The sequence below is a fragment of the Streptomyces axinellae genome, assembly GCF_039532135.1.
Lineage (GTDB): Bacteria > Actinomycetota > Actinomycetes > Streptomycetales > Streptomycetaceae > Streptomyces > Streptomyces axinellae.
On sequence record NZ_BAAARJ010000001.1, the window covers coordinates 130,286 to 151,487 of the forward strand.

The window sequence follows — 21,202 nt, forward strand, 5'->3', positions numbered from 1 at the left end:
TGTGACAGTTGACGGCACTCGCCCGAAGCCCCGCTCCAGCGTGGAGGACGTCTGGCCCCTTTCCTCGTTGCAGGAAGGGATGCTGTACCACACCGCACTCGACCACGACGGGCCGGACACCTACACGGTGCAGACCGTTTACGGCATCGACGGCCCACTGGACGCCGCCCGGCTGAGGGCGTCGTGGCAGGCCGTCGTGGACCGGCATGCCGCGCTGCGGGCCTGCTTCCGCTATGTCAGCGGCGCGCAGATGGTGCAGGTCATCGCGCGGGACGCCGAGGTCCCCTGGCGGGAGACGGATCTTTCCGGGCTGCCGGACGACAACGCCGACAGCGAGGTGGACCGGCTGGCCGCGGACGAGGTGTCCGAGCGGCTGCACATCGAGACGGCGCCGCTGATGAAACTGCACCTGATCCGGCTCGGCCCCGAGCGCCACCGGCTCGTGCACACCCTTCACCATGTGCTGGTGGACGGCTGGTCGATGCCGGTCATCCACCGCGAACTGGCCGCGATCTACGCGGCGGGCGGGGACGCGTCCGGGCTCCCGCCCACCGTGTCCTACCGGGACTATCTCGTATGGCTGGCCCGGCAGGACAAGGAGTCGGCCAAGGCAGCCTGGCGCGAAGAGTTCGCGGGGCTGGACACGCCCACCACCGTCGCCCCGGCCGATCCGACCCGCGTGCCGGACATCGACACGGTGATGATCGAGCTGTCCACGGAACTGACGGACGGTCTGGCCGGGCTGGCGCGCGGTCACGACCTCACTCTGAACAGCATCGTGCAGGGCGCGTGGGCCGTCGTGCTGTCGCAACTGGCAGGCCGTACCGACGTCGTATTCGGCGCGACCGCCTCGGGGCGGCCCGGCGACCTCGCCGGTGTGGAGTCGATGGTCGGCCAACTGCTCAACACCCTGCCGGTGCGAGTCCGGCTCGACGGCGGGCGGCGGGCCGTCGAACTCTTCGCCGAACTGCAGCGCGACCAGTCGGCACTCATGGCCCACCACCATCTCGGCCTCCAGGACGTGCAGGCCGCCGCCGGACCCGGAGCGGTCTTCGACACGCTCATCATCTACGAGAACTTCCCGCGCAAGGGACTCGGCCAGGCGCCGGAAGGCGGCCTGATCCTGCACCCGATGAAGCGGGGGCGCAACTCCTCGCATTACCCGTTCACCCTGATCACCGGCCCCGGCGAGCGGATGCCGCTCATCCTCGACTACGACCGGGGCCTGTTCGATCACGCGGTCGCCGAATCGGTCGTGGGCGCGCTGGCTCGCGTGCTGGAGCGGCTGGTCACCGAGCCCGATGTGCTCGTGGGCCGCCTGACGCTGCTGAGCGAGACCGAGCGCGCCCTGGTGGTGGACGAATGGAACGCGACCGCGGGCCCGGTGCCGGGGGAGTCCGTGGTCGGGATGTTCGCGCGGCGGGTGGCCGCGGCGCCGGACGCGGTGGCGGTCACCGACGCCGGCGGCGCCGACCTGACCTACGCCGAAATCGACCGGGCTTCGAACCGGCTGGCCGGCCACCTCGCCGCTCGTGGCGTCTGCCGCGGCGACCGGGTCGGGGTGGCCATGGACAGGTCGCCGGACCTGCTGATCGCGTTCCTGGCGATCTGGAAGGCAGGTGCGGCATACGTCCCGGTGGACGTCGAGTACCCGGCCGAGCGGATCGCGTTCATTCTCGACGACTCCACGGTCTCCACAGTCCTGTGCACCGAGGCGACCAGCGCAGTCGCACCGAAGGACGCGATCGTCCTCGACGCCCCGGAGACGCGGGCTGCCGTCGAAGGCTGTGCCGCCACGGCGCCGCGGACCCAGCCGAGCGCCGGCGACCTCGCGTACGTGATGTACACCTCCGGATCCACCGGCCTCCCGAAGGGCGTTGGCATCCCCCACGGGGCCGTGGCCGGCCTGGCCGGTGACGCGGGCTGGCGGATCGGTCCGGGCGATGGCGTGCTGATGCACGCGACGCACGTCTTCGACCCCTCGCTCTACGCGATGTGGGTGCCGCTCGCCATGGGCGGCCGGGTCCTGCTCACCGAGCCGGGAGTGCTGGACGCCGCCGGGGTACGCCAGGCAGTCGAGCGGGGCGCGACCGCCGTCCACCTCACCGCCGGTACCTTCCGCGCCCTGGCGGAGACATCTCCGGAGTGTTTCGCGGGTCTGGTCGAGATCGGGACCGGCGGGGACGTGGTTCCCGCGCAGTCGGTGCGGAACCTGCGGCGGGCCCAGCCCGCCCTGCGGGTGCGGAACACCTACGGACCGACCGAGACGACCCTGTGCGCGACGTGGAAGCCGATCGAGCCCGGCGAGGAACTCGGGGGGGAGCTGCCGGTCGGCCGTCCCATGACCAACCGCAAGGTCTACATCCTCGATGCCTTCCTGCGCCCGGTCGCGCCGGGAGTGGCCGGCGAGCTGTACATCGCCGGAACGGGGCTGGCCCGCGGGTACCTCAGCAGCCCCGGCCTGACGGCCGAACGGTTCGTGGCATGCCCCTTCCTCGCCGGGGAGCCGATGTACCGCACCGGAGACCTGGCGCGCTGGAACCGGGACGGCGAGGTGGTCTTCCTCGGCCGCGCCGACGACCAGGTGAAGATCCGCGGCTACCGGGTGGAGCTGGGCGAGGTGGAGGCCGCGTTGGCGGCCCAGCCCGGGGTGGTCGAGGCGGTCGTCATGGCGCGGGAGGACCAGCCGGGCGAGAAGCGTCTGGTGGGCTGGTTCGTCTCCGACGGCAGTGATGCCGGAGCAGCACAGATCCGGCGGAACCTGGCCCTGGTCCTGCCCGCGTACATGGTCCCGGTGGCGGTTGTCGCCCTGCCCGGCCTGCCGGTCACCGCGCACGGCAAGGTGGATCGCCGGGCCCTGCCCGCCCCGGATCTCGCGGGACACGCGTCGGAGAAGGCCCCGGAGAGCGAGACCGAGAAGGTGCTGTGTGCGCTGTTCTCCGAGATCCTCGGCGTCGACCAGGTAGGCGGCGACGACACCTTCCACGACCTCGGCGGGAGTTCGGCGCTTGCCATGCGGCTCATCGCGCGGATCCGTGAGGAACTCGGCGCGGATCTGCCCATCCGGCAGCTGTTCTCCTCGCCGACACCCGCGGGTCTGGCGAGGGTGCTTGCCGCGAAGTCACGCCCCGCGCTGGAAGCCGCCCGGCGGCCGGACCGGGTGCCGGTCACCGTCCGGCAGCTGCGCGCCCGGCTGCTCGCCGATCCCGGGAAGGAGACGGCCGGCCTGCACGCAGCGGTCGCACTGCGCCTGCGCGGCCGGTTGGACGTGCCCGCGCTGGCGGCGGCGCTCGGCGATGTCGCGGCCCGGCACGAAATCCTCCGCACGACCTTCCCCGGCGATGCGCAGAGCGTCCACCAGCACATTCAAGACACCCTGGCGGTCGAGCTGACTCCCCTCCCGGCCACCGAGGAGGACCTCCCCCGGCTGCTCGCCGAGCAGCGCGAGCAGGTGTTCGACCTCACCGAGGACGTGCCGTGGCGATGTGACCTTTTCGGACTCTCGGAAAAGGAGCACCTGCTGCACCTGCGGGTGCACCGGATCCTCGCCGACGACGACTCGCTGGACGTCTTCTTCCGCGATCTGGCAGCCGCGTACGGCGCGCGGCGCGAGGGCCGGGTCCCGGAACGCGCGCCCCTGGCACTGCAGTTCGCCGACTACGCCATCTGGGAGCAGCGTCTGCTCGCGGACGCGGACGAGCCGCGTAGCCTCACCAACGAGCAGGTCGCCTTCTGGCAGGACAACCTGGCCGGAATCGACGGAGAGACGGTGCTGCCGTTCGACCGCCCGCGGCCGGCGCTCCCCTCGCGTCGGGCCGGTGCGGTCGGACTGCGGCTGGACGCGGGCCCGCACGCCCGGTTGATGGACACAGCGGATTCGGCCGACGCGGACGCGTTCTCGGTGGTGCACGCCGCGCTGGCCATGCTGCTGACGAAACTGGGAGCGGGCCACGACCTGGTGATCGGCACGACGCTGCCCCGGGACGAGGACCTCATCGACCTTGAGCCGATGATCGGGCCGTTCGCCCGGCCGGTCGCCCTGCGCACGGACGTCTCGGGCGACCCGACCTTCCTGGAAGTCGTCACCCGCGTGCAGGAAGTGGTCCAAGCCGCACACGAGCACGTGGACGTGCCCTTCGAGCGGGTCGCCGAGCTGCTCGGCCTGCCCGCCTCACTCGCCCGCCACCCCGTCTTCCAGGTGGGACTGGAGGTGTTGGAGGAGGGGCTCGGCACCTGGGACGCGACGGAACTGCCGGGCCTGCGCACCGATGTCGAACCCGGCGGGGCCGAGGCCATGGAGCTGGACCTCGCGTTCACGCTCACCGACCACCGCGACGACGACAGCGAGGACGGCTTCGAAGGCACCCTGCGCTATGCCACCGACCTGTTCGACCGGGACACGGCCGAGTCGGTGGCCCGGCGGCTGGTCCGCGTCCTGGAACAGGTGGCGGAGGATCCCCAGCGGCGGATCAGCGACCTGGACATCGTCCTGGACGACTCCGAACGCAGCCGTCCGGTCCTCGCACCGGCGCGGTGGCCCGGGGCCGTGCCCCCGGCGCTCGCCGGCCTGGACGAGGACGGTCCGCTCGGCGCGCTCCTGCTCGACGACCAGCTGCGCCCGGTCCCTCCGGGGGCCGTGGGCGATCTCTACGTCACCGGGCCGGCAGTGGACGCGGGCAGGGCCGGTCAGCCGACCGTGCCCTGTCCGTTCGGGACTCCGGGACATCAGATGCTGCGCACGGGCTCGCTCGCCCGGAAGACCTCCGTCGAAACCCTGGTCGTCGTAGGCGAGCGGCGGCGCTCGACCCCTTCGGTGAAGACGGGTGACTACGAGATCCTGCTGCCGCTGCAAGTCGGCGGTGACCGCCCGCCACTGTTCTGCCTCCACGCGAGCGGCGGCCTGAGCTGGAACTATCAGCCGTTGCTGCGGCATCTTCCGGCGAATCAGCCGGTCTACGGAGTGCAGGCGCGCGGCTTGGCCCGTACCGAACCCCTGCCCGGCAGCGTCGAGGAGATGGCGGCCGATTACCTCCAGCAGATCCGCGCGCTGCAGCCGACCGGGCCGTACCACCTCCTCGGCTGGTCCCTCGGCGGGCGGATCGCGCAGGCGATGGCCGCGGTGCTGGAGGCGGAAGGGGAGGAGGTCGCCCTGCTCGCCCTGCTCGACGCCTATCCCGTCTACATGGGACGGAACGCGACCGGCACGGTGAGCGAAGAAGCCATGCGCGACGAGGAGGCCGTGGAAAAGCGCAAGCAGCAGGACCTGGAGCTCGCCGGTGGAATGGTCCAGGGGCCCGGCGCCAGGAAGCGCCTTGAGGCGGTGATGCGAAACCTCTGGAAGGTCGGGCCGCAGCACACCGCCTCGCCCTTCGCCGGCGACATCCTGCTCTTCATCGCCTCGGTGGACCGGCCGGCGCATCTGCCCGTACCGGAGGCGATAGCCAGCTGGAGGGACTTCACCAGCGGAACCATCGAGCCCCACGAGATCCCGTCCAACCACTACGACCTGGTGCAACCCGCGGCTCTGGCCCAGATTGGATCCATCGTCGCCGAGAAACTCCGTTCCCGGCCGAAGAGTGAAAGGACACAACGATGACCAACCCGTTCGACGACGAGAACGGTTCCTTTTTCGTGCTGGTCAACGACGAGGGCCAGCATTCCCTCTGGCCGTCCTTCGCGGAAGTGCCGGCCGGCTGGACCAGTGTCTACGGCGAGGCCGCCCGTCAGGAATGCCTCACCTACATCGAGGAGAACTGGACGGACCTCCGGCCCAAGAGCCTCATCCAGGAAGCCGGCGCCTGAGAAGTAAGGCGTCCAGCTGCTCAATGCGGACGGTTGGACGAGCTCGACGCTCGTCCGGCCGACTCGCGACAACCCTTCCGCATCCGAGGACTGGACGAGGCGAAAGGACCTGTGCAGTGTTCGAGGAGAACAACGTTGTCCGGGGCACGTTCGAGGAGATCAACGTTGACCTGGGCTTGGACATACACCGGCGGGACCGGTTCGATCCGGTGCCGGAGTTACGCGCCCTGATGGCCAAGGGCCCCATGGCCGTACTGGGCGTCGAGGATGCCCCCGAAGGGCGGACCGCGTGGCTTGCCGCCGGGTACGACGAGATCCGGCAAGTTCTCGGCTCGGACAAATTCAGCTCCAAGCTGCTCTACCGTGGCACCGCGGCCGGTTTCATATTCCCCGGCTTCCTCACTCAGTACGATCCACCGGAGCACACGCGCCTGCGCCGGATGGTGACGGGCCCGTTCGCCATCCGGCGAATACAGGGATTCCGGCCGCAGGTCGAGAAGGTCGTCGAGGCCACCCTTGACGACATCGAGACCACCGGTGGCCCGGTGGATTTCGTCCCGCGTTTCGGGTGGCCCATCGCGACGACGGTGACCTGCGACTTCGTCGGCATTCCACGAGATGACCAGGTGGAGCTGTCCCGCGCCCTGCACGCCAGCCGGGCCGAACGGTCGGGCAAGCGGCGCCTGGCGGCGGGAAACAAGTTCTGGGCGTACATGAACCAGGTCGTCACCCGTACCCGGCGCGATCCCGGTGACGACCTGTTCGGTGTGGTGGTGCGGGAGCACGGCGACGAGATCACCGACGCGGAGCTGATCGGAGTCGCCGCGTTCGTCATGGGTGCGGGCGGGGACCAGGTGGCTCGCTTCCTCGCGGCGGGCGCATGGCTGATGGTCGAGGAGCCCGAGCAGTTCGCCCTGCTGCGGGAGAGGCCGGACACCGTGCCGGACTGGCTGGATGAGGTGGTCCGGTATATCACCAGCGACGAGAAGACCACTCCGCGCGTCGCGTTGGAGGACGTGCACATCAGTGGTTGCCCCATCAAGGCGGGCGACACCGTCACACCCTCCTTCCTGGCCGCGAACCGCTGGAACTTCCCCGGCCCCGACGACCGGTTCGACATCACCAGGGGAAAGCCCGCGCATGTCGCGTTCGGGCACGGCATCCACCACTGCCTCGGCCGGTCGCTGGCCGAGTTGGTGTTCCGGGTGGCGATTCCGGCTCTGGCGCACCGCTTTCCCACCCTGCGGCTGGCCGAACCGGATCGCGAGGTCAAGTTGGGCCGGCCGCCGTTCAACGTGGAGGCTCTGCGGCTCAACTGGTAGCGCCGGTCTGGGAGGAGAATCGATGGTGGGGGAGGAGCTTCCCGTTGAGTGACGACGACTCGCGGCCCGTCCACGTTCGCAGGCAGGGTCTCGATCCGGCGGACGAACTGCTCGCCTCGGGACCGCTGACGAGGGTCACCGTCGGATCCGGAGCGGACGCCGAGACCCGCTGGATGGCGACCACGCACACCCTGGTCCGACAGGTGATGGGCGACCACGGAAGGTTCAGCACCCGGCGACGCTGGGACCCCCGGGACGGGGTCGGCGGGGAGGGCATCTTCCGGCCGCGCGAGCTGGTCGGGAACCTGATGGACTACGACCCGCCGGAGCACACCCGGATGCGGCAGAAGCTGACCCCCGGGTTCACTCTGCGCAAGATGCAACGTCTACAGCCGTACATCGAGCAGATCGTGACCGAGCGCCTCGATGCCATGGAGCAGGCGGGATCCCCCGCGGATCTGATCGAGTTCGTCGCCGACCAGGTGCCCGGGGCCGTGCTGTGCGAGCTGCTCGGCGTGCCCCGTGACGACCGGGCCATGTTCATGCAGCTGTGTCACGGACACCTCGACGCCTCGCGAAGCCCGAAGAGGCGGGCCGCGGCGGGCGAGGCGTTCTCCCGCTACCTGTTGGCGATGATCGCCAGGGAACGGAAGGATCCGGGCGAGGGGATGATCGGAGCCGTCGTCGCCGCGTACGGCGACGCAGCGACGGACGAGGAGCTGAGAGGCTTTTGCGTTCAAGTGATGCTGGCCGGCGACGACAACATCTCCGGCATGATCGGGCTGGGCGTGCTGGCGCTGCTGCGGCACCCGGAGCAGATCGGCGCGCTCCGGGACGATGAGAGGTCGGCGCAACGGGCGGTCGAGGAGCTGCTCCGCTACCTGACGGTCACCTATTCCCCGACACCCCGCATCGCCATGCAGGACGTCACCATCGGGGATCAGCTGGTCAAGAAGGGGGAGAGCGTCATCTGCTCGCTCCCGGCGGCCAACCGTGACCCTGCCCTGACGCCGGATCCGGAGCGCCTCGATGTCACGCGCGAGCCCGTCCCGCATGTCGCGTTCGGGCACGGCGTCCATCACTGCCTGGGAGCTGCTTTGGCCCGCCTCGAACTGCGGACGGTCTATACCGCTCTGTGGCGGCGTTTCCCCACGCTGAGGCTTGCGGACCCGGCCCAGGAGAACATGTTCCGTTCGACCACCCCCGCGTATGGACTGACGGAGCTGATGGTCGCTTGGTGATCGCCTGGGACAACTGCTGTGACCCGTGCTGCAAAGTCCACTGAGGAGCAGGTATGAACGGAATCCGATGGATCGCGTCCTATCCCAAGGCCGGGAACACGTGGCTCAGGTGCATGCTGGCCGCCTATATAACGGGCAAGACACCGCAGGTCTGGAACGATGTGTACGCCACGACCCCCGTGCTTGAGGGGATGCTGCGTTTCGGCGACCTGCCGCCGACAGAGCCGGCGGAACCGGTGCTGGTGAAGACGCATCTCAGGGCCGACGTACCGGTGCTGGACGTATTGCGGAAGGCGACCGTCAAGGTTCTCTATCTCGTGCGCAATCCCAGGGACATCCTGCTCAGCTCGCTGCGCATGGCCGCGATACCGCTCGACGACCTGGAGAGAAGCCGCGCCTTCGCCCACGAGTTCATCGCCACAGGCGGCCATCAACTGGCGGCACTCTCGCCGGGGGTCGGTATCGGGTCGTGGCCGGAGAACGTGCGGAGCTGGACCGAGTCGCCGAGTGACCGCTTCCCGGACGCGGGCCTGCTGACGGTGCGTTATGAGGATCTACGGGCCGATCCGGTAGCACGGTTCTCCGAGATCATCGAATTCCTCGACCTCGGGCAGCCCGTCGAGATCGGGGACATACGCCGCGCGGTGGATGCCAGCACCCTGGAACGAATGCGCGAACTGGAGCACCAGAGCGCGCGGTCGGGGGGCGGTACATCGCCCACTGGCCAGGAGGCCAGCGGCGATGGGCCGAAATTCGTGGGCGAGGGCAGGTACGGCGACCGGTCGCTGTCCTTCCTGGGCGAGGATGTCGAGTCCGCCTACCAGGAGTTGTTGCACGGCGACTCCGGATTCGCTCATTACGCGAAGCAGTACGGGTATGCCGGCTAGACGGCTACCTCCGAACGCCGGTCTCGGCCAGTGAAGGAGATTGCACTCGGATGGGGCAGGATATCGGTCAGCTCGCGCCACTCTTACGAGAGCCGCCGAACTTCAAGCTGAGAACGAACTGCGATCCGCATGAGGACAACTTCGAACTCAGAGCGCACGGACCGCTGTTCCGGATCGTCGGGGAGGCATCCGCGCAGCTGGGCCGGGACTATGTCTGGCAGGCATTCGGCTACGAAGTCGTGCGCAGGATATTGGGTGATCACGAGAATTTCACGACACGGCCCCGGTTCACCCATGCGGAATCAGGGGCGCGCATCGAGCCGCAGTTCGTCGGGCAGATATCGACTTACGATCCGCCAGAGCACACACGCCTGCGAAAAATGCTGACACCGGAGTTCACGGTCCGGCGGATCCGCCAGATGGAGCCCGCGATACAAGACCTCATCGGTGATCGGCTCGACATGATGGAGGCTGCGGGACCATCCGCGGACCTCCAGCGGGAGTTCGCCGATCCGATCGGCGCGGGTGTCCTGTGCGAGCTGCTCGGCATTCCGCGGGATGACCGGCGCGAGTTCGTCCGGCGGTTGAGGCGGAACGTCGATCTGAGCCGCGGGCTCAAGGCGAGAGCCGCCGACAGCGCGGCGTTCAACCGGTACCTGGACAACCTCATCACCCGGCAGCGGAAGGACCCCGGCGAGGGGCTCCTCGGCATGCTCGCGCAAGCGCACGGAGACAACATCACGGACGAGGAGTTGAAGGGCCTGTGCATGGCGCTGATCCTCGGGGGTGTCGAGACCGTCGCGGGGATGATCGGATTCGGGGTCGTCGCGCTGCTGGATAATCCCGACCAGATACCGCTGTTCTTCGCAGGCCGCGAGAAGGCCGATCGCGTGGTCACTGAACTGGTGCGATACCTGTCACCCGTGCAGGGGCCGAATCCCCGTCTGGCCATCAAGGACGTGGTCATCGACGGCCAGTTGATCAAGGCGGGGGATTATGTCCTGTGCTCGATTCTCATGGCCAACCGGGATGACGCGCTGACGCCGAATCCCGACATCGTCGACGCGGACCGAGAACCGGTCTCGGACGTCGGATTCGGGCACGGCATCCACTACTGCGTGGGCGCGGCGTTGGCAAGGGCGATGCTGCGAATCACCTATCAGGCCCTCTGGCGACGGTTCCCCGGGCTGCGGTTGGCAGTGCCCATCGGCGAAGTGAAGTATCGAAACGCGTTCGTCGACTGCCCGGACCAGGTGCCGGTGACCTGGTAGCGATCGAGCGCCGCACAGCCTGAAACCCAGCCGTAACAAAGTGACCCGCAACAGAGGAGACGGTGGCGAGATGTCGGTCGAAGAATTCGATGTGGTGGTGGCTGGTGGCGGGCCGGGTGGTTCGACTGTGGCCACGCTCGTGGCCATGCAGGGCCATCGGGTGCTGCTGCTGGAGAAAGAGAACTTTCCCCGGTACCAGATCGGTGAGTCGTTGCTGCCTGCCACGGTGCACGGGGTGTGCCGGATGCTCGGTGTCGCGGACGAACTGGCCGATGCCGGGTTCCCGCTGAAGCGGGGCGGCACGTTCCGCTGGGGCGCCCGTCCGGAGCCGTGGACGTTCCACTTCGGCATCTCCGCACTGATGGCCGGCTCGACGTCGCACGCCTATCAGGTCGAGCGGGCGCGGTTCGACGAGATCTTGCTGAACAACGCCAGACGCAAGGGTGTGGTCGTGCGGGAGGGGTGCGCGGTCACCGATGTGGTGGAAGATGCCGAGCGCGTCACCGGTCTGCGTTACGCCGATCCCGACGGCAGGGAGCATTCGGTATCGGCGCAATTCGTGGTCGATGCGTCGGGCAACAAGAGCCAGCTGTACGGCAAGGTCGGCGGCACGCGGAACTATTCTGAGTTCTTCCGCAACCTGGCACTGTTCGGGTACTTCGAGGGCGGTAAGCGGCTGCCCGAGCCGATCTCGGGCAACATCCTGAGTGTGGCCTTCGACAGCGGCTGGTTCTGGTACATCCCGCTGAGTGACACGCTGACCAGCGTCGGCGCGGTGGTGCGCAGGGAGGAGGCCGAGAAGGTCCAAGGAGACCGGGAGAAGGCGTACCACGCCCTGATCGCCGAGTGCCCGATGATTTCGGAATACCTGTCGGGCGCGACCAGGGTGACGACCGGCACGTACGGGGAATTGCGGGTCCGCAAGGACTACTCCTACCAGCAGACGACTTTCTGGCGGCCAGGGATGGTCCTGGTCGGCGATGCCGCGTGCTTCGTGGACCCGGTGTTCTCTTCCGGGGTGCATCTGGCGACCTACAGCGGGCTGCTCGCGGCCCGGTCGATCAACAGCGTCCTCGCAGGCGAGCTGGATGAGAAGACGGTACTGACCGAGTTCGAGGCGCGGTATCGCCGCGAGTACCAGGTGTTCTACGAGTTCCTCATGTCGTTCTACCAAATGAACGTGAACGAGGACTCGTACTTCTGGCAGGCCAAGAAGGTCACGAACAACCAGAACACCGATATCGAGGCGTTCGTGGAGCTGATCGGTGGGGTGTCATCCGGTGAGACGGCGCTGACGGCGGCGGACAGGATCGCCGAGCGCAGCGCCGAGTTCGCCGCGGCCGTGGACCAGATGGCGGACGGCGACCAGGGCGACATGGTGCCGATGTTCAAGTCGCAGGTGGTCAAGCAGGCGATGCAGGAGGCAGGGCAGGTGCAGATGAAGGCGCTGCTCGGCGAGGACGCCGAGCCCGAGCTGCCGCTGTTCCCCGGCGGGCTCGTGACCTCGCCCGACGGGATGAAATGGCTGCCCCATCATCCGGCATGACCCTCCGCACCACGGGCAGTTCTCCTCCCGGTTTTCGGCCGGGAAGACCCCCAGAGCAGGGGAGGCTCCATTCAAGGACTTCCGGCCGCCTTGCGATCGCACGCTGCCCCACGCTCGGCTCCGCTCGCGCGGGCGGTGCCCCCCACGACGACGCTCCTTGACGGGCAGACATCGCCGGTCACCGCACGAGGAAACAGGGGATGCGAAATGCGTGTGTTGTTGTCGACGTATGGCAGCCGTGGAGACGTCGAACCACTGGCGGCACTGGCGGTGGGGTTGCGGGAACTCGGCGCGGAGGCGCTGCTGTGCGCACCGCCGGACTGCGCGGACCGGCTGGCCGAGGTCGGTGTGCCGCATCTGCCGGTCGGCCCGTCGGCGCGCGCGCCGAGACACGGAGCCGCGCCGCCGTCGCCCGAGGACATGCTCAGATTCTCGGCCGAGGCGATCGCCGTGCAGTTCGACCAGCTCCCGGCCGCCGCCCAGGGGTGCGCCGCGGTGGTGACGACCGGCTTGCTGCCCGCCGCGATCGGCGTGCGGTCGGTGGCCGAACAGTTGGGCATCCCCTACTTCTACGCCTTCCACTGTCCGAGCTACGTGCCTTCGCCGTACTACCCGCCGCCACCGCCCCTCGGCGAGCCGCCCGCACAGGATGTGACCGACATCGGGGCACTGTGGGGCGGGAACAACCAGAGCGCCTACCGGCGGTACGGCGGCCCGCTCAACAGCAGTCGGGGCGCGATCGGCCTGCCACCGGTGGAGGACATCTTCACCTTCGGCTACACCGATCATCCCTGGCTGGCCGCGGACGCGACCCTGGCCCCGTTGCAGCCGACGGACCTCGGCGCCGTGCAGACCGGCGCGTGGATCCTGCCGGACGAACGGCCCCTTTCGGCGGAGTTGGAGGCGTTCTTGGATGCCGGGTCACCGCCGGTGTACGTGGGTTTCGGAAGCCTGCGCGCGCCGGCTGACGCCGTCCGGGTGGCCGTCGAGGCGGTCCGCGCCCATGGCCGCCGGGTGATCCTCTCCCGCGGATGGGCCGATTTGATCTTGCCCGACGACTGGCGGGACTGCTTCACCGTCGGCGAAGTGAACCAGCAGGTGCTGTTCGGCCGGGTGGCCGCCGTCATCCACCACGGCGGCGCGGGCACGACCCACGTGGCCGCGCGGGCAGGCGCCCCCCAGGTCCTGGTGCCCCAGATCGCGGATCAGCCGTACTACGCCTCTCGGGTGGCCGAACTGGGCATCGGGGTGGCGCATGACGGTCCGACCCCGACGTTCGACTCCCTGTCGGCCGCGCTCGACACGGCACTTGCTCCGGGAACCCGAGCGCGGGCGACGGCCGTGGCGGGCACGATCCGCGGCGATGGGGCGACGGTGGCCGCGGAACTGCTGCTCGACGCGGCCGGCCGGGACGAGCCGGCTGTCCCCGTGTGAACCACACAGAGCCGGCGAACCGGCGGGCGGCCGAATGTCCGGACTGCGTGCCCCGTCCCCTCGACGGCAAGCACAGCGGAGACCGCATGCCGGTCGCGTCGCGGTGCCGTATCTGCGACCGCACCGTCAACGCGTTCATCGACCTCGGGCCCCGGCCGCTTTCAGGCGTGTTCGCCGCTCCCGGTGGCAGGCCCGGCTCAGTCCCGGGCAGCACATCCCGGTCCACGAGCGGTAGGTGCCGGACGTGCATGTGCACTGACCTGCCATGCGGGTCATCGCGGTGAATCAGGGAAAGAACGTCCGTCCAGTCCTCACTTGTTGCGTCGTGGGAACGCCGTCAATAAATTGACTGCCATGTTTCGTGGCTCCGACCGGACCCGATTACTGGCCATATCCCCTCATTTGGACGAAGCGGTCCTGTCCTTCGGGGCGGGCCTCTCCCAGGCGGAGCAGGACGGTGCACAGGTGACCGTCTACACGGTATTCGCCGGCACCGTGTCGCCTCCTTACTCTCCGGCGGCGAAGCGATTGCACGGAATCTGGGACATCTCGCCGGACCAAGACGCATCGCTGTATCGCCGAAAAGAAGACATCGCCGCGCTCGACCTCCTGGGGGCCGATCACCGGCATGGCCGATTCCTTGATGCCATTTATCGCAAGTCGCCGGACGGCCAATGGCTGGCCGAGAACGTACCAGGCCGACAGAAGGTGGCGATCACCAGGCAATCGTCACAGAACGATTCGGATCTGTTTTCCGCGGTAAAGGGCGACATCGAGTCGGTTGTCGATGAGTTCGCTCCGACGCTGATCATCACCTGCGCGGCTGCCAACGGTCATATCGACAATGCGATCGCACGGGATGCCGCGCTGTTCACGGCGCATGAGCGGGATATTCCGATGCGACTCTGGGAAGACCTTCCGCACGCGATCTTCGGGTTGGATGCCGTCGAACTGCCGAAGGGCTTTCATCTCGGTCCTCCCGATTTCAGCTCCGTCAAGACGGAGGCGTGGACACGGAAATGCGAAGCCCTGCGGCTCTACTCGTCTCAAATGTCGATGCTCAACGGGCCCGGCAAGGATTTGTTCGCCCAGCTGGAAGAGCATGCCCGGGAAAGCTCGCCACACGGCGGCTACAGCGAAAAGACCTGGTCTGTGGTCTCTCGCGAAGACAGCAACTGAAATCATGGACGCTCTGTTCGCGTCTCTGCCGGTAGATCCCACCGGACCGGCGTCAGGATCTGTGTGAGGTGGGCCGGAATGCGGACACCCTCATCCGGTGGCGCCTCAGACGAATGTCGACCAGGAGGTTGGCCTTATGAGTAATCAGCTGGAGCGTGGCCCGGTACGGACCACTCGCGCGGAAGCTTTGCTGGCCTCCGTGGGGGAGCGGGGCGTCCTGCGCAGTTTCTATGACGAGGACGTCGGGGTCGATCTGATGCAGGAAGCGGACGGCACCTCGGAAGCACGGGAGATGGCCGCCCGCATTCGTCCTGCGTCCGGACCGGTGCTGGAACTCGCCGCCGGGACGGGCCGGTTGACGTTCCCTTTCCTGAAGCTCGGCTTCGAGATGACCGCACTTGAGCTGTCGACCGCCATGCTCGCCACTCTCCGGGGGCAGTTGGAAGACGCGCCGGCAGATCTTCGCGATCGGTGCACTCTGGTTCAGGGGGATATGAGCGACTTCGCGTTGGGCAAGCGCTTTGGAACCGTGGTCATCAGCTACGGCTCGATCAACCTCCTGGACGACGCCGACAGGCCCGGCTTGTACGCGTCGGTTCGCGAACACCTGGTGCCCGGCGGACAGTTCATGATCAGCATGGCCGACACCAGCAGGTCGGAGTCGCTGGAGCGCCAGCAAGAGCTATCAGGCCGGAGCGGTCGGCGGTACGTGCTGCACGTAAGGCGGTCTCCAGCGGAGGGCATCCAGGAAATCACCACCTGCCCCGCCGATGAGACGTCCGCCCCCTTCGTCGTCTGCACGAGCCGCTTGAGGCTCCTGGAGGCGAATCAGGTGGTACGGGAACTCGAACAGGCCGGCTTCGATGTGATCGCGCCGACCTCGTTCAGGTCCGCCGGGGATCGCGGTGGCCATGACGCCTTGTTGCTGGAGGCATCACCGAAGAGCGATCCCGCATGACCAACTGAGCCCGGATCAGGGGAGGTGTGCGGCGATGAGTGCCGCGAGCCGGGAGACGGCCTCCTCGATCAGCTCCGGTGTGAGCAGGCTGATCGAAAGCCGGAGTTGGTTGAACCCGTCCTTGCCGCCGTAGAAGTGGTGCATCGGCGTGAACAGCACGCCGTAGTCGCGGGCGGCGTCTTTGAGCAACTCGTCGTCGACGACGAAGGGCACGGTGACGGTGACGAAGAACCCGCCCGTCGGCGTGTTCCAGCTGACCCCAGGGCAGCCGCCGAGCCTGCGGGCGAGTTCGCCCAGCGTGTGCTGGAGGTTGCGTTGGTAGATGGCGATTTCCCTGGCGTTGGCCTTGAGCAGACTGAACTCGCTGAGCAGGAGCTTTCCGGCGATCACCGCTTGCGCGATGGGCGAGGTGTTCACCGTGAGCATGCCCTTGAGCTTCGAGAGCTGGTCGGCGAGCATGCCGCCCCCGGCGAGGTGCTGATCCGCCACGACGTAGCCGACCCGGGCGCCGGGCATGCCGGTCTTGGCGAAGGAGCCGATATAGGCCACCGTCCCCGACCGGTCGAGCGCCTTCAGAGCAGGAAGGCGCTCGGATCCGTAGAGCCCGTACGCGTTGTCCTCCAAGAGGAGGATGCCGCCCGCCTCGGCGACCTCGAGGAGCCGGTGGCGGGCGGGCACATCCATGCTGGTGCCCGTGGGGTTGGCGAAGTTGGGCGTCACGTAGCAGGCCCGGACACGCTTGCCCTGCTCGTCGGCACGCTTCAGCTGGCGGACGAGGTCCTCGGGGTCGATGCCGTTCTCGGTGGAGCGGACCGGCCAGACCGGGGTGTCGGTCAGCAGCGCGGCCCCGGTCAGTCCGACGTAGGTGGGGGCGGGGGCGAGCAGCACGTCCCGCTCGTCGGCCCGCAGCGTGCGGAGCACCAGAAACATGGCCTCCTGCGCGCCCACGGTGACGACGATGGACTCGGGGGCGGCGTCGATGTGCTCGTCCTCGGAGAGGTTACGGGCGATGAGATCGGCGATGACGCCCTTCGTGGTGCCGTACTGGAAGAGCGTGCGGGTGACCTCCGCCTCGTCGAGCTTCCGCTCGTGCCGGAGATGGTCGCAGTAGGCGTCGATGTACTCGTGGATGAGGCGGACATCGAAAAACTCTTCGTACGGCCGGCCTGCCGCCATGGAAATGGCCACAGGGTATTCGTCGATCAGCTCATTGAGCAGGTTCATCGACGAGATGGCCGGATCGGCGAGCGATCCGTGGAGATTTTCCAGGCTCAATCGAGTGGACAGATCGTATGAATCCATGAATGCTAGGGTTTCCAAACGCGATCGAGGTGTCAAGCAGCGGCCGTGGACGCGATCCGATGGCGATTCCCGCTGATTCGCGCTGCGAGCGTCCGAAATTATGGATGTCTATCGCCGCTCTTCCAGATACCCGATATCCGAAGGTACGGTCACACGTGTGCCACAGCACTCCGGGGAGGACACGACCGTTGCGGGGAAACGAAAACTCTGCGCGCAGTGGATGTGGGCGGAGGACCTTGCATGCTGATGACAACTGAGAACGGGATCCGGTTGTCCTACCACGACCATGGCAATGGTCCGCCCGTCCTGCTGCTCACCGGTACGGGGGCGGCGAGTTCGGTGTGGGACCTGCACCAGGTGCCGGCGCTCCGCGCTGCCGGATTCCGGGTGATCACCATGGACAACCGCGGGATCCCGCCCAGCGACGAGGGCGCGGACGGATTCACCGTCGACGACCTCGTCGCGGACTCGGCCTCCCTGATCGAGCACCTCGGCGTGGCGCCGTGCCGCGTGGTCGGCACCTCGATGGGCTCGTACATCGCTCAGGAGCTGGCACTCGCCCGCCCCGAACTGCTGGATGCGGTCGTGCTGATGGCGGCCTGCGGCAGGAGCAGTCTCGTCCAGCGGGTGCTCGCGGAGGCCGAGGCGGAGCTGATCGAACGCGGTACCGAGCTGCCGCGGGGGTACCTCGCCGCCGTTCGCGCCCTGCACAACCTGGGCTCCGTGACGCTCGCCGACGACGACCTCACCGCCGACTGGCTCGACCTGCTCGCGGCGTCGAATCCGGGCGGCCCGGGAGTCCGGGCCCAGCTGCTGCTGAGCGCGTTGCCCGACCGCATCGCGGCCTACCGCGTGATCAAGGTGCCCTGCCACGTCGTCTCGTTCGAGCACGACCTCGTGGCGCCGCCGGCAGCCGGACGGGAGCTGGCCGCCGCGATTCCCGGCGCGACACACCGCACGATTCCCGGGTGCGGGCACTTCGGCTACCTGGAGAACCCGGAAGCGGTGAACCGCGAGCTGATCCGGTTCCTCCGCGCCGATTCCCGCGCACGACTGGAGGAGACCGCATGACACCCCTTGAGTCAACTGGGGCCTGCCAAGGTGACCACGGAGCGCGCCCTGGGCCGGAGGCCCTGCTGTCGGGGCGGCGGGGTGCGTGCGGCGGTGACGATGTGCTGGGCCGTGCCGGGCGCCCCGCCGATACGATCGGAGCCGCGGAGGAGCGAGCATGACCGGGGCGATAGTGCCGCCGTCCACGGCGCCCGCACTGTTCGAGGCAACTGCCGCTGCGGTGCCGGACCGGCCGGCAGCGGCGATGGGCGACACCACACTGACCTACGCAGAGCTGAACGGTGAGGCCAACCTCTTAGCGCGCCGGCTCGTCAAGCACGGGGTCGGACCGGAACGGCTGGTCGCCCAGGTGATGCCGCGGTCGATCGAGTTCGTCATCGCGATCCTGGCCGTGCACAAGGCGGGTGCCGCGTACGTGCCCGTCAACCGGGACTATCCGGAGGAACGCAGGCGGCAGATGCTGGAGGACGCGTCAGCGCATTGCGTGTTGTCCCTGCCGGGACAGGATGTGGCCGGTGCTCCCCTCGCCATGAGTGTGGAGCGCGAGCCATGCCGGTCCGAGCCGAACCTGGAGGACCACGACCGGCTCAGCCCGTTGCTTCCCGATCACCCCGCGTACGTCATCTACACCTCGGGCTCGACCGGACGGCCGAAAGGCGTGCTGGTCACACACCGCGGGATACCGAACCTCGCTGCCGACTACGTGCGCCGCCAGCGGCTGCTGCCGGAAAGCAGGTTGCTGGCTTTCGCGTCGCCCAGCTTCGACGCCGCCGTCGCCGAGTTCTGGCCGATCTGGCTGGCCGGTGGCTGCCTGGTGCTGGCTCCCGCGGCGGACCTGGTCCCCGGCGAGCCGCTCGCCCGGCTGGTGCGCGATCAGGGCATCACCCACATCACCTTGCCGCCGTCCGCGCTGGCGCCGCTGGAGGAAGCCGGTGGCCTGCCCCCCGGGCTGACCCTCCTGGTCGCGGGTGAGGCGTGCCCGGCACCGGTCGCGAAACGCTGGGCCACCGACCGCCTGATGATCAACGCGTACGGCCCGACCGAGGCCACCGTCGCGGTGACCGCGAGCGAGCCGCTGACCGGCGAAGGAACGCCGCCGATCGGCAGGCCGATCACCGGTGTCCGCACCTACGTCCTGGATGACCGGCTACGGGCCGTCCCGGACGGGGACGTGGGCGAGTTGTACATGACCGGCCCCGGCCTCGCCCGCGGCTACCTGTACCGGCCGGCGGCGACCGCGCAGCGGTTCCTGCCGGACCCGTTCGGCGGTCCGGGCGATCGCATGTACCGCACCGGCGACCGGGTGCGGGCGCGTTCGGACGGCCAGCTCGTCTTCGTCGGCCGCGCCGACGACCAGCTGAAGGTCCGCGGACACCGGATCGAGCCGGGCGAGGTCGAGTCCGCCCTGTTCGAGGTGGACGGGGTGGCCCAGGCGGTGGTGACCGAGCACGAGAACAGGCTGGTCGCCTATGTCGTCGGCACGGGGGGCGCGCGGGTGGCAGCCGAGCACCTCCTGGCGCAGCTGCGCAGGCGGTTGCCCTCCTACCTGGTTCCCGACGTGGTCGTCTACCTGCCGCGCCTGCCGACAACGCCGAACGGCAAGGTCGACCGAGCCGCTCTGCCCGATCCCGAGGACGCCGAACGCGCGACATCGGGGCGAGCGCCGAGCACACCCACGGAGGTCCACCTGGCCGCGCTGTTCGCCGAAGTGCTCGGCGTCAGCAGCGTCGGCGTCGAGGACAGCTTCTTCGAGGTCGGTGGCCACTCGCTGCTCGCGACTCGGCTGGTGGCCCGCATCCGCGAGAGCCTGAACGTCCGGCTGCGGGTGCAGGCATTCTTCAACGCGCCGACCGTGGCACAACTCGCCAAGGTGCTCGACGGCGCACCGACGTGACCTGGAGACCATCCATGCGGACGACGAAAACCGTCGATGAGGCTGATCTCGGCGATCCCGATCTGTACACGACGCCCGACCGGCACGCCCGCTGGCGCGCGCTGGCGGCGGAAGATGCGATGGTGTGGAGCGATCCGGGCAGTTCACCCGCCGGCTTCTGGTCCGTGTTCTCGCACCGGGCGTGTGCCGCGGTCCTCGCGCCCTCCGCGCCGTTCACCTCCGAGTACGGAATGATGATCGGGTTCGACCGCGACCATCCGGACACCTCGGGCGGCCGGATGATGGTGGTCTCCGAACAGGAGCAGCATCGCGAGCTGCGCAGGCTGGTCGGACCGCTGCTCTCCAGGGCGGCTGCGCGGGAACTGGCGGAGCGGGTGCGGACCGAGGTGAGCGGCGTTCTCGACCAGGCGCTCGACGGCGAGGTGTGCGACGTCGCCGCGGCGATCGGCTCGCGTATCCCCGCCGCGGTCGTGTGCGACATCCTCGGAGTACCGGCCGAGGATCAGGACATGCTCATCGAGCTGACGCAACACGCGTTCGGCGGTGCGGACGAACAGTTCGACGGGATGACGCCGCGCCAGGCACACACCGAGATCCTCGTCTACTTCGACGAGTTGATCAGCGCGCGCCGCAAGCGCTCGGGCAGTGACCTCGTCAGCACGCTGGTGGCCGATGACCGCCTCACCACCGATGACGTGATTCTCAACTGCGACAACGTGCTGATCGGCGGCAACGAGACCACCCGGCACGCGATCACCGGTGCGGTGCACGCGCTCGCCACGGTGCCCGGCCTGCTGACCGGCCTGCGCGACGGGAGCGCGGACATCGACACCGTCGTGGAGGAGGTGCTGCGCTGGACCTCACCGGCGATGCACGTGCTCCGGGTGACGACCGGCGAGGTCACGATCAACGGCCGTCACCTGCCGCCCGGCACCCCGGTGGTCGCGTGGCTGCCCGCCGCGAACAGGGATCCCGCCGAGTTCGACGACCCCGACACGTTCCGCCCGGGGCGAAAGCCCAATCGGCACATCACGTTCGGCCACGGGGTGCACCACTGCCTCGGTTCCGCACTCGCCCGGATCGAGCTGTCGGTCGTGTTGCGCGCGCTCGCCGAGCGGATTTCACGGGTGGAACTCGTGAAGGAGCCGGCCTGGTTGCGCGCGATCGTCGTGCAGGGATACCGGGAGCTCCCGGTGCGTTTCACGGGACGCTGACCCGGGAGCCGATTCCCCGGATCGCGCCGCGCGAAGCGCTCGCGTATCCGGGAATTCGCCGCGCTCGCTGTCGTGTGTGGA

The 21,202-nt window shown here is 68.5% G+C and carries 14 protein-coding genes; 13 read left to right on the plus strand and 1 reads right to left on the minus strand.

The genetic code is table 11. The features are described 5' to 3' along the window. The first annotated feature begins 1 nt into the window (after position 1). The 10 genes from ABD339_RS00445 (at position 2) to mpaM (ending at position 15,640) form a co-directional block, all read left to right on the plus strand. A complete protein-coding gene (locus tag ABD339_RS00445; protein WP_344560931.1) occupies positions 2 to 5,596 on the plus strand; it encodes an amino acid adenylation domain-containing protein in 5,595 nt (1,864 codons plus the stop codon). Beyond that, positions 5,593 to 5,802 (plus strand): MbtH family protein, encoded by a 210-nt coding sequence (locus ABD339_RS00450; protein ID WP_344560933.1) that lies wholly within the window; start codon positions 5,593 to 5,595, stop codon positions 5,800 to 5,802. The genes ABD339_RS00445 and ABD339_RS00450 overlap by 4 nt, the downstream gene beginning before the upstream one ends. Before the next feature lie 116 nt (positions 5,803 to 5,918). Next, the gene (locus ABD339_RS00455; RefSeq protein ID WP_344560935.1) at positions 5,919 to 7,124 is read left to right on the plus strand and encodes a cytochrome P450; all 1,206 of its coding nucleotides are present in this window, start codon (positions 5,919 to 5,921) and stop codon (positions 7,122 to 7,124) included. 44 nt (positions 7,125 to 7,168) lie between these two features. Then, positions 7,169 to 8,365 (plus strand): cytochrome P450, encoded by a 1,197-nt coding sequence (locus ABD339_RS00460; RefSeq protein WP_344560936.1) that lies wholly within the window; start codon positions 7,169 to 7,171, stop codon positions 8,363 to 8,365. A gap of 53 nt (positions 8,366 to 8,418) precedes the next feature. After that, entirely contained in the window at positions 8,419 to 9,252 is an 834-nt protein-coding gene (locus ABD339_RS00465) for a sulfotransferase domain-containing protein (RefSeq protein ID WP_344560938.1), read from the plus strand. Positions 9,253 to 9,302: 50 nt separating this feature from the next. Next, positions 9,303 to 10,523, plus strand: a complete 1,221-nt coding sequence (locus ABD339_RS00470) for a cytochrome P450 (RefSeq protein ID WP_344560940.1) — start codon at positions 9,303 to 9,305, stop codon at positions 10,521 to 10,523. Between the two features lie 70 nt (positions 10,524 to 10,593). Further along, positions 10,594 to 12,069 (plus strand): tryptophan 7-halogenase, encoded by a 1,476-nt coding sequence (locus ABD339_RS00475; protein ID WP_344560942.1) that lies wholly within the window; start codon positions 10,594 to 10,596, stop codon positions 12,067 to 12,069. A 207-nt stretch (positions 12,070 to 12,276) separates the two neighbouring features. Further along, positions 12,277 to 13,503: a glycosyltransferase gene (locus ABD339_RS00480; RefSeq protein WP_344560944.1), complete on the plus strand. Its 1,227-nt coding sequence runs from the start codon at positions 12,277 to 12,279 to the stop codon at positions 13,501 to 13,503. A gap of 354 nt (positions 13,504 to 13,857) precedes the next feature. Beyond that, on the plus strand, positions 13,858 to 14,682 hold the full coding sequence (locus ABD339_RS00485; protein WP_344560946.1) for a PIG-L deacetylase family protein: 825 nt from the start codon (positions 13,858 to 13,860) through the stop codon (positions 14,680 to 14,682). Positions 14,683 to 14,818: 136 nt separating this feature from the next. Continuing rightward, positions 14,819 to 15,640, plus strand: coding sequence for a daptide-type RiPP biosynthesis methyltransferase (mpaM, locus tag ABD339_RS00490; RefSeq protein ID WP_344560948.1), 822 nt, complete (start codon positions 14,819 to 14,821; stop codon positions 15,638 to 15,640). 15 nt (positions 15,641 to 15,655) lie between these two features. Here the strand turns inward: mpaM and ABD339_RS00495 are convergent, their stop codons facing one another. Next, positions 15,656 to 16,942, minus strand: a complete 1,287-nt coding sequence (locus ABD339_RS00495) for an aminotransferase-like domain-containing protein (protein WP_344560950.1) — start codon at positions 16,940 to 16,942, stop codon at positions 15,656 to 15,658. Between the two features lie 240 nt (positions 16,943 to 17,182). Here ABD339_RS00495 and ABD339_RS00500 point away from each other — a divergent pair, with 240 nt between their 5' ends. The 3 genes from ABD339_RS00500 (at position 17,183) to ABD339_RS00510 (ending at position 21,121) form a co-directional block, all read left to right on the plus strand. After that, positions 17,183 to 18,013, plus strand: coding sequence for an alpha/beta fold hydrolase (locus tag ABD339_RS00500; RefSeq protein ID WP_344560952.1), 831 nt, complete (start codon positions 17,183 to 17,185; stop codon positions 18,011 to 18,013). A 157-nt stretch (positions 18,014 to 18,170) separates the two neighbouring features. Further along, positions 18,171 to 19,907 (plus strand): amino acid adenylation domain-containing protein, encoded by a 1,737-nt coding sequence (locus tag ABD339_RS00505; protein WP_344560954.1) that lies wholly within the window; start codon positions 18,171 to 18,173, stop codon positions 19,905 to 19,907. Between the two features lie 14 nt (positions 19,908 to 19,921). Continuing rightward, positions 19,922 to 21,121 (plus strand): cytochrome P450, encoded by a 1,200-nt coding sequence (locus ABD339_RS00510; protein ID WP_344560956.1) that lies wholly within the window; start codon positions 19,922 to 19,924, stop codon positions 21,119 to 21,121. Positions 21,122 to 21,202 lie beyond the last annotated feature (81 nt).

Excerpts from the sequence above, each read along its gene's own strand:
- ABD339_RS00450 (WP_344560933.1), top strand. The coding sequence starts at position 5,593 with ATGACCAACCCGTTCGACGACGAGAACGGTTCCTTTTTCGTGCTGGTC.
- ABD339_RS00465 (WP_344560938.1), top strand. The coding sequence starts at position 8,419 with ATGAACGGAATCCGATGGATCGCGTCCTATCCCAAGGCCGGGAACACG.
- ABD339_RS00470 (WP_344560940.1), top strand. The coding sequence starts at position 9,303 with ATGGGGCAGGATATCGGTCAGCTCGCGCCACTCTTACGAGAGCCGCCG.
- ABD339_RS00475 (WP_344560942.1), top strand. The coding sequence starts at position 10,594 with ATGTCGGTCGAAGAATTCGATGTGGTGGTGGCTGGTGGCGGGCCGGGT.
- ABD339_RS00480 (WP_344560944.1), top strand. The coding sequence starts at position 12,277 with ATGCGTGTGTTGTTGTCGACGTATGGCAGCCGTGGAGACGTCGAACCA.
- ABD339_RS00485 (WP_344560946.1), top strand. The coding sequence starts at position 13,858 with ATGTTTCGTGGCTCCGACCGGACCCGATTACTGGCCATATCCCCTCAT.
- mpaM (WP_344560948.1), top strand. The coding sequence starts at position 14,819 with ATGAGTAATCAGCTGGAGCGTGGCCCGGTACGGACCACTCGCGCGGAA.
- ABD339_RS00495 (WP_344560950.1), bottom strand. The coding sequence starts at position 16,942 with ATGGATTCATACGATCTGTCCACTCGATTGAGCCTGGAAAATCTCCAC.
- ABD339_RS00500 (WP_344560952.1), top strand. The coding sequence starts at position 17,183 with ATGCTGATGACAACTGAGAACGGGATCCGGTTGTCCTACCACGACCAT.
- ABD339_RS00505 (WP_344560954.1), top strand. The coding sequence starts at position 18,171 with ATGACCGGGGCGATAGTGCCGCCGTCCACGGCGCCCGCACTGTTCGAG.
- ABD339_RS00510 (WP_344560956.1), top strand. The coding sequence starts at position 19,922 with ATGCGGACGACGAAAACCGTCGATGAGGCTGATCTCGGCGATCCCGAT.